This window comes from Paucilactobacillus nenjiangensis (assembly GCF_005405445.1).
Taxonomy (GTDB): Bacteria; Bacillota; Bacilli; order Lactobacillales; family Lactobacillaceae; genus Paucilactobacillus; species Paucilactobacillus nenjiangensis.
In genome coordinates this window covers 1-12,191 of the sequence record NZ_BJEB01000015.1, presented here as the reverse complement: position 1 = coordinate 12,191, position 12,191 = coordinate 1, and the positions used below count along the sequence as shown (strand labels likewise).

Annotated in this window: 15 protein-coding genes and 1 pseudogene; 7 read left to right on the top strand and 9 right to left on the bottom strand. The window is 39.2% G+C overall.

Annotated features, from left to right (window positions below; genetic code table 11):
- Positions 1–110: 110 nt before the first annotated feature.
- From FFM59_RS03595 to FFM59_RS03585, 3 genes are all read left to right on the top strand, one after another.
- Entirely contained in the window at positions 111–641 is a 531-nt protein-coding gene (locus tag FFM59_RS03595) for a dihydrofolate reductase family protein (protein WP_137601681.1), read from the top strand.
- A 98-nt stretch (positions 642–739) separates the two neighbouring features.
- Positions 740–1,894: a YncE family protein gene (locus tag FFM59_RS03590; RefSeq protein ID WP_137601680.1), complete on the top strand. Its 1,155-nt coding sequence runs from the start codon at positions 740–742 to the stop codon at positions 1,892–1,894.
- The gene (locus tag FFM59_RS03585; protein ID WP_137601679.1) at positions 1,891–2,613 is read left to right on the top strand and encodes a hypothetical protein; all 723 of its coding nucleotides are present in this window, start codon (positions 1,891–1,893) and stop codon (positions 2,611–2,613) included. Before FFM59_RS03590 ends, FFM59_RS03585 begins: the two co-directional genes overlap by 4 nt.
- 79 nt (positions 2,614–2,692) lie before the next feature.
- Here the strand turns inward: FFM59_RS03585 and FFM59_RS03580 are convergent, their stop codons facing one another.
- Entirely contained in the window at positions 2,693–3,616 is a 924-nt protein-coding gene (locus tag FFM59_RS03580; RefSeq protein WP_170175918.1) for an NADP-dependent oxidoreductase, read from the bottom strand.
- 201 nt (positions 3,617–3,817) lie between these two features.
- Between FFM59_RS03580 and FFM59_RS10130 the strand changes: the two genes are divergently transcribed.
- The 3 genes and pseudogenes from FFM59_RS10130 to FFM59_RS03570 all read left to right on the top strand — a co-directional run bounded on the left by FFM59_RS10130 (position 3,818) and on the right by FFM59_RS03570 (position 4,998).
- Positions 3,818–3,976, top strand: coding sequence for a hypothetical protein (locus FFM59_RS10130; RefSeq protein ID WP_225420282.1), 159 nt, complete (start codon positions 3,818–3,820; stop codon positions 3,974–3,976).
- 15 nt (positions 3,977–3,991) lie between these two features.
- Positions 3,992–4,267, top strand: a pseudogene (locus tag FFM59_RS10125) (LytTR family DNA-binding domain-containing protein); the annotation flags it as partial.
- A 5-nt stretch (positions 4,268–4,272) separates the two neighbouring features.
- On the top strand, positions 4,273–4,998 hold the full coding sequence (locus FFM59_RS03570; RefSeq protein ID WP_137601677.1) for a LiaF transmembrane domain-containing protein: 726 nt from the start codon (positions 4,273–4,275) through the stop codon (positions 4,996–4,998).
- A 98-nt stretch (positions 4,999–5,096) separates the two neighbouring features.
- On the opposite strand, the gene FFM59_RS03565 is transcribed toward FFM59_RS03570, so the two are convergent.
- The 4 genes from FFM59_RS03565 to FFM59_RS03550 all read right to left on the bottom strand — a co-directional run bounded on the left by FFM59_RS03565 (position 5,097) and on the right by FFM59_RS03550 (position 8,596).
- Positions 5,097–5,762: a phosphatase PAP2 family protein gene (locus FFM59_RS03565; RefSeq protein WP_137601676.1), complete on the bottom strand. Its 666-nt coding sequence runs from the start codon at positions 5,760–5,762 to the stop codon at positions 5,097–5,099.
- Positions 5,749–6,372 (bottom strand): VTT domain-containing protein, encoded by a 624-nt coding sequence (locus FFM59_RS03560; protein WP_137601675.1) that lies wholly within the window; start codon positions 6,370–6,372, stop codon positions 5,749–5,751. Before FFM59_RS03560 ends, FFM59_RS03565 begins: the two co-directional genes overlap by 14 nt.
- Before the next feature lie 156 nt (positions 6,373–6,528).
- On the bottom strand, positions 6,529–7,896 hold the full coding sequence (locus FFM59_RS03555; protein WP_137601674.1) for a sensor histidine kinase: 1,368 nt from the start codon (positions 7,894–7,896) through the stop codon (positions 6,529–6,531).
- A 10-nt stretch (positions 7,897–7,906) separates the two neighbouring features.
- The gene (locus FFM59_RS03550) at positions 7,907–8,596 is read right to left on the bottom strand and encodes a response regulator transcription factor (RefSeq protein WP_137601673.1); all 690 of its coding nucleotides are present in this window, start codon (positions 8,594–8,596) and stop codon (positions 7,907–7,909) included.
- 182 nt (positions 8,597–8,778) lie between these two features.
- Between FFM59_RS03550 and FFM59_RS03545 the strand changes: the two genes are divergently transcribed.
- Positions 8,779–9,423: a hypothetical protein gene (locus FFM59_RS03545; RefSeq protein ID WP_137601672.1), complete on the top strand. Its 645-nt coding sequence runs from the start codon at positions 8,779–8,781 to the stop codon at positions 9,421–9,423.
- Positions 9,424–9,483: 60 nt separating this feature from the next.
- Here FFM59_RS03545 and FFM59_RS03540 read toward each other — a convergent pair whose 3' ends face one another.
- The 4 genes from FFM59_RS03540 to FFM59_RS10005 all read right to left on the bottom strand — a co-directional run bounded on the left by FFM59_RS03540 (position 9,484) and on the right by FFM59_RS10005 (position 11,921).
- Positions 9,484–9,705, bottom strand: coding sequence for a hypothetical protein (locus FFM59_RS03540; RefSeq protein ID WP_137601671.1), 222 nt, complete (start codon positions 9,703–9,705; stop codon positions 9,484–9,486).
- 120 nt (positions 9,706–9,825) lie between these two features.
- Complete coding sequence (locus FFM59_RS03535; RefSeq protein WP_137601670.1) at positions 9,826–10,350, bottom strand: hypothetical protein; 525 nt, start codon at positions 10,348–10,350, stop codon at positions 9,826–9,828.
- Between the two features lie 159 nt (positions 10,351–10,509).
- Positions 10,510–11,685 (bottom strand): cation:proton antiporter, encoded by a 1,176-nt coding sequence (locus FFM59_RS03530; protein WP_137601669.1) that lies wholly within the window; start codon positions 11,683–11,685, stop codon positions 10,510–10,512.
- Between the two features lie 89 nt (positions 11,686–11,774).
- Complete coding sequence (locus tag FFM59_RS10005) at positions 11,775–11,921, bottom strand: hypothetical protein (protein WP_170175917.1); 147 nt, start codon at positions 11,919–11,921, stop codon at positions 11,775–11,777.
- Positions 11,922–12,191: the final 270 nt, after the last annotated feature.

Below are 12,191 nucleotides of genomic sequence, written 5' to 3'. Positions count from 1 at the left end.
TCCTAATTCTGCAGACACCTAACAAACAGTTTTATTCACTTTTTCACATTATTTGCAAAAAGTAGCAACTTAATACACACTGGGGTTACTTACACGATGAAGGAAATGTCATGCGAAAAACAATCTTATTTATTGCGCTCAGTTTAGACGGTTATATTGCTGATGCCAACGGTGGCGTTGACTGGCTCGGTGGGCAGGAAGCTGGTTATACCGGTGACTATGGCTACAGTGAGTTTTTAAAAGAAATCGACACGGTCATCATGGGCTATACGACTTATCATCAATTAACCACCGAATTGGCCCCTGACAATTGGCCATATCCAAATTACGATACCTTTGTCTTAACTCATCAACCACATCCAGAACAAGCACGGATTTTTTTCAAAGGCCAAGCGGTCACCGATTTAATTCAGGAATTGCGGCAGCAACCTGGCGAAGCAATTTGGATTAGCGGTGGTGCCAACGTGGTTAATCAGTTGGTGGAGGCCGATTTAATCGACGAATTTCATCTTTCCATTATTCCAACTATTATCGGGCAAGGCGTGCGGTTGTTTAATCAGCCCACCACCATTCCTTTAAAATTGATTTCCACTTCGTCGGACAATGGGGTGATTGACTGTGTCTACCGGCGTCGAAATTAAAATAAATTATAAATTATCAAATGTAAGCTTGATTTACCTTTATATTTTACGTGAATTGTCCTATAATTCTGCTATCAACTAACTTTTTTGGAGGAGTTATGACGATAAAACATAGGAATCTGATTTGGTTTGGTATAACCATTCTGATTTCACTTTTACTCATCTTTAAATTTGCATGGGGTCAATTTAATATTCACTTCACTAACTCAGAGCCAAAAACTCAAGCAACCGCCACGACAGACACCGGGTTATTTAGTAAGCAGCAATTTAATGAAACCGTTGATCATTTCCCTAACTTCAGTCAACTGGTTCGTGAAACTCAAGATGACGAAGAATACTACACCATGAATGATTTTGCGGTGCAACCAGGCTTATTAGCTACCCGCACGCGTAATGGTGCTAATGGTAAAACGGTAATGTGTACCACGATGGTTCCGCAAGGAGTCACTGTAGCTGGTAACTACTTGTTAACGACAGCCTATGACGGGGTTGGTAAACACAATTCGGTCATTTACGTTCAAAATTATCAAACGCATAAACTATTAAAAACGATTGTCTTACATGGCAAACCTCACGTCGGCGGAATTACTTATGATCCTCAATCGAAAGAAGTTTGGGTCTGTGGTCGTCAATATGGCCAAGCGGCTACGTTTGCGATTTCCATGAAAGCTATTCAAAATTACGATGACGCGAAAGCCCCACTCATTCACTACAATCAAAAAGCCTTGTTAGGATACCTAACTCGCGCTTCGTTTATCACCTATCACAAACAGGCCCTTTACGTAGGGCTCTTTAATGCGCGTGGTCGCGGTCATGTTGAAAAATTCGATCTAAAAAAAGATGGTAGTATTGCTGGCGAAAACATTGGTAAAGCAACTCAACGCCAATGGAATGCTTATTCGGAATCTGTCTTGCAGCAAAACGTATTAACCCAAATCCAAGGTATCGTTTATTATCACGGTTACACTATTCTGTCGCAATCATTCGGCAGCGGCCAATCAAAGTTGTACGTCTTTAAAGAAAAACCAAGCGGTGGCAACTACCGTCCATCTGATGCCTTAACCAGCATTGAAACTCCGGCACATCTCGAACAAATTAGCGCTTCGCATGGCCGTCTATACATGAACTTTGAATCCGGCTCATACAGCTATCGTCATCGCAGTCCTGATAATGTCGACCGGATTGTGTCACTCAATCTGCAAGACATCATTAACCAAGCCAAAATTGATGGCAAAGGAGGTAGTCACTCATGATTGATACTCGTCTGAACAAACTCAATTGGCTACCTTTCCTCTGTTGTAGCTGGCTGCTATACCTATTTTTTAATACTAAAAATCCAATCAATAATTTTTTTGCAATTCAAAATCCAATACAACTTGATTCCGGTCAATTTTCTGATACTTTCGTATTATTATCTGGACCAATCATTTACTGTGCGATTGCCGGATTGATAATGTACATGTGTTTTAAAGCCAACCTTGAAGTGTTAATTTCACGGATTAGTTGGCGAACTGTCTGGCTTGGTCTAGGGCTGACCGTCATCAGAATTTTGCTCAGCATCTTAGGGATTGTGTTTGAAAATATCATCCCCACTTTCCACAGTTACAACTTAGACGCGTCATTAGAGAATATCTTGCCATATGAAATTCATGGCTATTGGGTGCAATTCATTCGCGAATTATTTACTAATCTAGGCACTCAAATGATTATCCTGTTAGTATTTATCTACTTGTTAACCCGCTTAATGTCACGCAAATCATCTGTTGGTAGGCTCGTCGTCATCTATGTCATTACAATCATTATTAGTGGTGGCTTAACCACTACCGCAACGGATCCATATCTGTTACGCAATATTTTTACCACTGGGATTGCCGAAATTCCAATATTGATTCTGTATCAAAAGAGTCATAATGTACCAGCAGTCTTAATTGCCAACACCATATGCTTATCGATTTTATACTGGTTTGTTTAGTCTGATAACACAAAATACCATCGCAGCATTGACTGTGATGGTATTTTTTCTACATGTAAATTTTGAATATTAATTGAGCTTAGCGAACTAGGACGATTCGGCCAGGAGCGTGTGATGACTCTAAAAGCTCATGTCCGTCAATCACACCTTGCAATGTCAATGGTAATTGTTTGAAGATGTTGACTTTAACATCCCCATTAGCTAACATTTGAGCCAACTCAGTTAATGCCTTATGGTTAATTGCGGCCGACAATGGATGGACGTGTTCCACATTTACCCGTGGCTTGTTTGGTAATTCTGCACCTTTTCCAACGGTAGCTGCTTGCCCATCAGGTTTCACTACTTGATCAATTAAGACATCGTTATTACCATTTAAAGCTGCATTCAACACCACATCTGCTTGATTAGCAAATTTTGCGCCAACATCTTCTTGATCATAAAAGCCCATTTCATCGACACCTAAATCTTTGAGTAATTGTTTATTCCGAGATGAGGCAATCCCAATGACATGGGCACCCAACGCCTTGGCAACCTGCACGATAATCGTACCCACGCCGCCAGAAGCCCCGTTGACCAGTACTGTGTTGCCTTTTTTAACTTCAGTAAATTGAGTTAACATATTATACGCTGTAATTCCTGGTGTAACTAACGCTACCGCGTCTTCATTTGACACATTCCCAGGTTTTTTAACAATGTGAGATGTCGTCAGCACGACTTTATCGGCATAAGATGGTCCACCTTGAGCAATCACGAGATCACCAACTTGAAAATCATTCACATCCGCACCAACTTGGATAATCTCACCGACTAAATCTCGTCCTGGAATAATTGGAAAATTACTGCCGCCAAACATACCGGCCCGTTGTGATCGCTCAAAATTATTGAGCCCCACCACTTTTGTTTCCACAATCACCTGATTGCCTGCAGAAATTTCTGGTTCATTCACTTCAATCGTTTCAAACACTTCCGGGCCACCAAACTTTGTATATCCAAATGCTTTCATTTCAGTTACCTCTCTTTTCAATTGATGATTGACTATATGCTTATGATAACTGACTTTTTCACATATGAACAACATTTCGATTTGTTAATTTCCCGGGTGATTATTTCAGACCACTTAGGGTTATATTTCATCCACTTATACATAATATATTTACATGGTCCGTCTTCCATGGTGTAATAATATTTGCGAAAGGAACCCGTTATGAAAATCAAATTCGAATTCGATGACAATTTAACAGATACTGAAATCGTAATTAAAGCGGCTGAAGATACCGCTGAAATTCAACGGTTAGCACAACTTTTGGAAGCAAATGCCACGACCGTTCCAAAATTTACTTTCTATAAGTATGACAGTGAATAATATCTCAGTCTCAACACCATCTTATTTTTTGAAACTGATGAGCGTGCAGTTCATGCACATACTGCGAACGATGTTTTTACCATTAAATATCGACTGTATGAGTTGGAATCATCACTTCCCGATAGTTTCATTCGAATCTCTAAGTCGGCCATTTTTAACGTGGCACAAATTTTTGCACTGACTCGTTCGCTTTCCAATGTCTTGATTGAATTTCAAGATTCACATAAACAAATTTATGCTTCCCGACGATATGCTAAGCAACTTAAAGATAAATTAAATCAAACGAGGTAATTATTATGAAATTTTTCAGAGTTTTCTGGGGGCTATTCTTCATTGTCGCGGCCGGAACATTTATCGGCACACAAACGGGTCTCATCTCTATTGACCTACCCATTTTTGCAATCATCGCATCGATTATTTTAGTCGCCGTCTTTATTCATAGCCTGTTTACGAAGAGTATCATAGGAATCATTTTTTCTGCTGCACTCGAAGCAATTGTTCTCGCAGGTCCACTCAACTGGAATATTGGTGCCGGCCCAATTTTGATTACGGCCTTGCTGCTATCAATTGGCATTTCAATCTTATTTCGAGGCTCGGGCATCAGGCGCCATGGCGAATGGGTCATGCATCATCATCGTGATGTGTATCATCATGCCATTGACCCTGACGTAGAAACTATCGATGGTGCTATTAACGGTCATATCGAAATTGACAATCGCTTTACTGGCAGCGTTCGCTACGTTCAAGAAGACGATTTTAAAAGTGCCAATATCACTGCCTACATGGCTGGTACCAAAGTGTATTTTGATAAATCGACCATTCAAGGCGATACTGCTAACATCCATTTGGATATTGATTTAAGTGGCACCGATATCTTTGTCCCTGCAGACTGGAACCTAATAATCAACGTGAATAATTATATGGGTGGCATCGAAGAAAAGGGGCGTGGTAACACCAACGGACCAAAAGTAACAGTCACCGGTCGGGTTCGAATGTCTGGATTAACAATTCATTACGTCTAACATGTAATTGTGAGGAAAATGACATCACTTTTCTACCAAATCGAGTGTCTCTTACTAAAGTAGTCGTTGATGCGGCTACTTTTTTAGTATCTAGCTGATTACCTTTGACCTTGTCGTAATATTTTTTGTGACACATTGTCCTTGGACTTCAAAATTTCAAAATAGATAATTCTTGAAAATTCCCACCAGGCAATTGCCAAACTCACACTGCCCAGAACATCAGTTGCAAAGTGGCCTCGTAAATAGATCCTTGAGAATACCAACGCACAAATCCAGATAATCGCCAATAATGCTGTCACCAACTGGACTTCTTGATCCTCTAACAAAGGTACGATAATAAACAAAATAGTTAAAACTAGCAATGCATTACTAAACGTGTGACCGCTAGGAAAACTGTAACCAGCATCCGGGATCAATTTTGAAGTTGGGCGTGGACGTTTGACTAGCTCCTTAATCATAAAAGCCACACCACCGCCCATTATTTGCACGGCCATAATCCACCCAGCGAGTAAACGTTCCTGGCGGAGCCAAAAGGCGATTGCAATTAACAGCGTTAACCCCATTGCAATCATTGGACTGGCAAAACTAGTAATTATTCCCATCACTTGGGTTCTTAGTCTATCTTGGATACTGGTCATAAACCCTTGAATGGTTAGATCAGAAGTCTGGACCCAATTTGCATTCATTTTCAAACTTAATACAATGACAACAAAGACTAGTAATGCAATTAGACCAGTCATCACCCATCTCTTATTCGGTTTCATTTTTCTCACCCCTGACGTAACGTTGTCTGAGTTTGGTAACCGTCACAGGTAAGATGGAAATCAAGACAATCATAAACATAATTAATTCAAAATGTGCCTTAACAACCACAGTTACCCATACAACACCGCCTAAGATATTGAAGGCAACAAAATGACGATATTTCATTTTGCTCATCCCCGCAGTAAACGGAATGAACGTCCGAATAAATGGAATGAAACGACCAATGAAAATTGAACTATTACCGTGACGTTCAAAAAATAATTCCGCTTGTTCCAGATGCTTCGGTTTTATCCAGCGACTCAGCTTAGAACTAATCAGTTTTCGACCGGTTCGTTTAACAATTTCAAAATTAACACCATCGCCCACAATCGCTGCAATTGACAATACGACAATCAAAATGATTGGGTTTAACGAATGTGCACTCATCTCCGCAATTGATCCACTCAGAAATAGCAATGAATCCCCTGGTAAGAAAGGGAACACCACAAGTCCCGTTGCAATAAAAATAATCATAAATAATCCTACATACACCCATGCACCATACTGTGAAATCAGCAGCGGTAATAAGTGATTGACATTTAAAAATGAAAATAATAATCCAGTTATCATGAAGTTCCCTCATCTCAGTTAATTTAGTTGATTCCCCTATTTTAACGAGATGCAGTTTGAGGAAAAAGAGTGCTTAAATTAACTGAATCTGAGAAATTCACAGAAAACAAAAAATGAGCAAAATAAAATCTGCTCACTTCTTGATTATATTTCATATTAATTATTTTCTGGTGCTTGGTTAAAGATTAATTTCACGATTGTTCCACGTGGAACATTGTCAGCAAATTCAATTGTGATATGGTTTAACTCTGCTAATTGCTTAACTATCGAAAGACCCAATCCGGTCCCCTGAATCGTACCTCGCACTTCAGGACTTCGATAAAATTGCTCGAAAATATGCTCCTTATCTTCTTGAGAGATTCCTGAACCTGTATCATAAATTGAAATTACTGGTTGATTCCCATCAACTATCTTAATTTTAATCTGGCTATCGCTAGGGGAATACTTACTAGCGTTAGTAATGATATTGGTTAGAATTTGCTGTAAACTTTCGGCATTGGCTACGACAGATGCACCAGCTGAGGCTTGGATATCAATTGATTGAGTGGTCACTGAGTCCAACTTCGTCACAACAGTTTGAACCAGCTTAGCTAAGTTAACAGGCATCATCTCTAATTCCACTCGGCCCGCCCTTGATAACGTCAATAATTCATCGACTAAGGCCTGCATTTGATATGACTCGTCATTGATATATTGAATCGATTTATCAATCACCTCCGGATGTTCATGCCCCCGGCGTTGAATTAATTGCGCATGACTCCGAATGGCCGCAATCGGCGTCCTTAATTCATGTGCTGCATTAGAAACGAATAGTTTATCCTTTTCATTTTGTTTGTACACTTGAGCCAGTAATCGATTAAAACTGTTGGCCAAGTTAGTCACCTCAGTCGGACTATCAGGCACCAGTAAAGTTGCATTTTGCTCGGTCGATGTGGTGGTTGCTTTTTCTGCACTGTTGGTTAATTTTTTCAAAGAATTAGTTATTCGTTCAGCGATTACATTGATATACAACGGGCTAATAATTAACGTCAATAATAAAATAACGAGAGTGACTGCAACTGCACGCTCTAAAATTTCAATTTGTTCATCCAAATTCACCCATAGCTTGTAATCAATGCCTTTGGCGCGGCCTTCACTATAGTAATAAAATCCACGTCCCTGGCGATAGTACAAATTTTTAATCAATGGGACTTTTGTCTTTTGGGTAGATAATAATTTCTTGGTACCCGGTGAATAATAATTCTCTCGTTTAGCATCCCCACGTTGATTAACAACATGCACATAGCTGGTGCTCGTATCTAACGTATTATTTAAGACCCACTTATTCCAATCGCCATCATCATCAATGATGGTTTCTTCCAGGCTATCAATAATGCCATCGGAGTTTTCGCGAGTCATTTCCAATAACTGATTTCCAATAGAAACCACCATCGCAAGACTCGAAATGAGCATGATTAGTGTAATTACCCAAATGAAACTGCGTAACATAATTGACGAACTATTTTGTTTTCTTTTCTTTTTCATCAAAAGTTCCTCATTCATTCAGTAACAGCGCGTACCCAATTCCACGCGTAGTGTGAATTAATTTAGGTTTATCTGGAAAGCTATCAATTTTGTTACGTAAATATCTAATATACACGTCAACAATATTAGGTTCCCCATCAAAATCAACGCCCCACACGATGTCGAGCAATTCGTCACGTGTAAAAGTCTTCCCAACATCATCGAAAAGTGCTTTTAGAAGATTATACTCACGTTGGGTTAATTGAATATTGTGATCTCCCCGCTTGACTTGACGACGTTGTGTATCTAGCGTCAAATCATCAATGGCAAAGATTTGCTGAGGTTCTTCAGCAACTTGGTGACGTAATGCCACCTGGATACGAGCCAAAAGTTCTTCTGTATCAAATGGCTTCGTAACATAGTCATCGGCTCCACCCAACAAGCCAGCCACTTTATCACCAGAATAATCGCGGGCGGTCAGCATAATAACTGGCACATTGCTTGCATTTCTAATCCGTCGCAAAACTCCTAAACCATCTAATTTGGGTAACATCCAATCTAAAATAATAATATCAATCTCTGTACTTCGTTCGCTAAAAATTTGAACGGCGCTTAATCCATCTCTAGCCACCAAAACTTGATAGTTTTCAAATTCAAATTCCGTCGATAAAGACTCGACCAGCGCTGCCTCATCTTCAACCAATAATATTGTTTTAGTCATTTTGCACTCCCATTATCATGATATAGTTAATCAATCGGTATTCTAGACTGATTTCCAAGCTTTGTAAATTAAAATCATAAACCAACTGCGTTAAATTTGATTTTAGTCGGCTACAAAATATGTTAATCTATTAATCGAGTAACCATTCAAAATTAAAGGAGTTTCACGTGAAAAATAATAATTTGGGCACCATTTACCTGAATAAACGAGCTGAATACAACAAATATAACGGCGTTTATGCGCTGGGTACATTTTTAAACACGGATGCTACAAGCCTGACAGGCCATGCAACCCAACTGGTTCCAACGGATCGCACAATTGCCAATTTTGATACCCTCTCCGATGCCGGCTATACTAAAGATAGTTTTGAGGAAACCGCCGATCTTTACCAAGTAGATTCAAACGAGGTTAAAGAGCTAATTTCCGAAATGCGAAATGGCGAGTCCATGCAAGTTGTCGCTGAAGTAGCTGAGTTTTTAGAAGGTGTTGGTAAGCAACAGCCTGAACACACCGTGCACGTGACTGAAGTATTGGCCGCAGACAAAACTACCTACTACTTTTTACAAGCCGGTGCATCTGCTTTGGAAGCATCTAATAATGCCTTGCACGAATCAGATTCACAATATGATTACACCTTATTTACCGGCAACGGTGCGAATGTCAATATTATTGAAGATTCCATGGCCCTTTTCGTTCTGGAATATCTCAATCACACTTTAGACAAGCATTTAAGCCCTGCCGATATTTTAGAAACATCAGAAATCGGTCAAGCGTTCGATAAAGAAACCAACAGTAACTTAATTCTGTTAATTATCCATGTACGATAAAGTAAAAGTCTCAGGAAATTTCTTCCTGAGACTCTTTTTGAATTCACATTGTTTATATTATTATTTGCCTTCTGCTAATTTCATTTTAACCAACATCACCCGCATCCGTGCAATTTGTAATCGTAACCGGATGGCACTTTGATTAATTTCAGCTTGATTGACTTTAACTGAAATATCACCTGATTGATGTTCATGACCAAGTGTCTGATTTTCAATTTGAAATAATTGAGCTTCCGCACTTTCAATTCGATCCATGAGAAGTTTTGCTGATGAATTGTCCATAAGTAGCCTCCATTTTCATTTCAATTCCTGACTGTTGTTAGTAGTTTAACCGACAAAAATGACTTTAGTGTGACCACTTTACGACTTTTTCACTTGTTTAGACTTATGCTTTCTATAATCTTATTTTTTTCGAGCTAAAACCCAAGTATCATCATTCCACATTTCTGTTTCACGTTCACCATTAGTAGTACTCCATAATGCATCCCGCTCCAACTCAATGATTTGTGCGTTTGGTCCAACAGTTGCCCAACCAAAGCTACCATTTTTATGTGCAAATTTTACCCACAATACCGGCACTTCAATCACATGACCGGATAAATCAATATAGCCTCTTTTTTGATATTCAACTTTTATCAAGTTCATTTCTTTTTTATATTCACTCATCAATATTTCAAAGGTATGCAATGCGATTGAAGTGGCTTCATCGCGATCAGGAATGGCTCCTTGAGCAATAAAAGCAGAATTGTTGTAACTAACTAGTTGGTTGTAGTGATCTAAGATAACCGTGATATGTTGGTTATTGGGCGTGATTCCCCGTTCCGCTTGATACCGCTCGACCGTCACAGATTGCTCATTTCTAGTCACGGTTTGCGAGTCTACTAAGGAAAATAGTTTTGGTAAATATAAGACTGTTTGCCATTGCATGTTGTCCGCCTCCTCATGATGAATATTACCGCTTAGCCATTTAATACACAACAGCTATGGTGTGGTTATTTATTGACAAAAAATGGATGAATCCGAATATCTTTTCAAGTATTAAAAAAGTCTCTACAAATCTTTTAAATCTGTAGAGACAAATTATTTTTACGCGGCAGCTTCTAGATGTTTTGCATGTCGCTTAATCGCATTTTTCAATAAGAATGGTGCAATCACAGTTGCTAACACAATCACGATAATTACATCGGTGTAGTATGTTTCTGAAAGCAAGTGAGCCTCAAACCCAATTTGAGCGGTAATGAGGGCCATTTCACCACGAGAAATCATCCCTGCGCCCACCAGATAGCTACTGTCGAGCGTAAATCCATTCATTTTGGCGCCCAGTCCACAGCCAAATAACTTCGTCAGACAAGCTAAAATCGTCATGATAATAATAAATGGCAATGATTCCATAAAGTGTTCAAATTTGATATTTAAACCAATACTAATGAAGAAAATTGGAATAAAGACGGCGTAACCAATTGGTTCAATCCCGTGTTCGACCTTACTATGGCTTTCTGTTTGTGCAACAGCGACCCCAGCAAAGAAGGCACCAACGGCAGCACTTAAACCAACAAATTCGGCAGCAGCCGCCAACGCTAAACAGATGACCAACGACATGACCGTTTCTGAAACTTGAGATAATAGCCGTTCACCTAAGCCCATAATAATTGGGGCTAGCCAGCGAACGAGCAAGTAAACTAAGACAAAAAACGCAGCTTGTTCGGCGAGTAATAAACCAATATTGGTGGTGTGACCAGCAGAATTATTCCCACTACTCATGAATCCAACCAATAAACTCAACATTAAAACGCCAATAATATCATCAACAATCGCCGCCCCTAAGATTACGGTACCCTCTTTAGTTTCCAGATAGTGATATTCGTTCATCACTGAAATTGAGATGGAGATAGACGTTGCTGAAAAAATGGTTCCAATAAATAATGAAGCTAACCATGGGAACCCAAACGCATAACTGGCAATTCCCATGACGACAAATGGTACAATCACACCCATGACGGCAACAACTAATGCCGGCCGGATGTATTTTTTTAATAAATTTAAATCACTTTCTAAGCCCCCGATGAACATTAAAATAATGACACCGATGACTTGAAATTCATTCAATAGTTCATTTAAATGAACCCAACCAAGAAATGCTGGCCCGAAAATAACTCCGACCATAATTTCTCCAACCACTCCAGGAATTTCAACGCGACGACATAAATGAATCGCAATTTGATCCGCCAGGAGTAAACCCGCCAATGTAGCAATAAATAGCATAGTTTTCTCCTTTTCTTATTCATAAGTTAAATTCATTGTAACAGAAATAATAGCGCGATTGCTCGTCAAACAGTACACTTCGTTATTTATTAAGTGTGGCGAATCATATACATTGAAAAAATAGTCGAATTAACGACCGTCACGATTGTCGCGATTAAAATCGTGACTGCATAGGATTTAATCAGCATCGAAAGCATAAAACCAACATTTGCGATGACATAAAAAATTAATTTCATCTGATAATTGATTATTAATGACGACTTATTGTAGGTTGACGCCAAAAAGATGCCGGTATAAATCAAAATAATTCCAGCAAATAAACAACTGATTGCAAAGTACGGCGCCAGCTCCGCAGACTCGATAAATTCAAACGATACGGTTGTAAGTAACAGTCAAAATAAAATTGGAGAGAGCGTAAAATATCTTGTGTAAATGCATAAAAGATTTCTGAATTGTATAGAAATAGGGAATGCCTTCCCTTATGATATTTAGTAATCACAGAAAAC

Coding starts and splice junctions, on each gene's coding strand:
- FFM59_RS03595 (WP_137601681.1), top strand. CDS start 111: ATGCGAAAAACAATCTTATTTATTGCGCTCAGTTTAGACGGTTATATT.
- FFM59_RS03590 (WP_137601680.1), top strand. CDS start 740: ATGACGATAAAACATAGGAATCTGATTTGGTTTGGTATAACCATTCTG.
- FFM59_RS03585 (WP_137601679.1), top strand. CDS start 1,891: ATGATTGATACTCGTCTGAACAAACTCAATTGGCTACCTTTCCTCTGT.
- FFM59_RS03580 (WP_170175918.1), bottom strand. CDS start 3,616: ATGAAAGCATTTGGATATACAAAGTTTGGTGGCCCGGAAGTGTTTGAA.
- FFM59_RS10130 (WP_225420282.1), top strand. CDS start 3,818: ATGAAAATCAAATTCGAATTCGATGACAATTTAACAGATACTGAAATC.
- FFM59_RS03570 (WP_137601677.1), top strand. CDS start 4,273: ATGAAATTTTTCAGAGTTTTCTGGGGGCTATTCTTCATTGTCGCGGCC.
- FFM59_RS03565 (WP_137601676.1), bottom strand. CDS start 5,762: ATGAAACCGAATAAGAGATGGGTGATGACTGGTCTAATTGCATTACTA.
- FFM59_RS03560 (WP_137601675.1), bottom strand. CDS start 6,372: ATGATAACTGGATTATTATTTTCATTTTTAAATGTCAATCACTTATTA.
- FFM59_RS03555 (WP_137601674.1), bottom strand. CDS start 7,896: ATGAAAAAGAAAAGAAAACAAAATAGTTCGTCAATTATGTTACGCAGT.
- FFM59_RS03550 (WP_137601673.1), bottom strand. CDS start 8,596: ATGACTAAAACAATATTATTGGTTGAAGATGAGGCAGCGCTGGTCGAG.
- FFM59_RS03540 (WP_137601671.1), bottom strand. CDS start 9,705: ATGGACAATTCATCAGCAAAACTTCTCATGGATCGAATTGAAAGTGCG.
- FFM59_RS03535 (WP_137601670.1), bottom strand. CDS start 10,350: ATGCAATGGCAAACAGTCTTATATTTACCAAAACTATTTTCCTTAGTA.
- FFM59_RS03530 (WP_137601669.1), bottom strand. CDS start 11,685: ATGCTATTTATTGCTACATTGGCGGGTTTACTCCTGGCGGATCAAATT.
- FFM59_RS10005 (WP_170175917.1), bottom strand. CDS start 11,921: ATGAAATTAATTTTTTATGTCATCGCAAATGTTGGTTTTATGCTTTCG.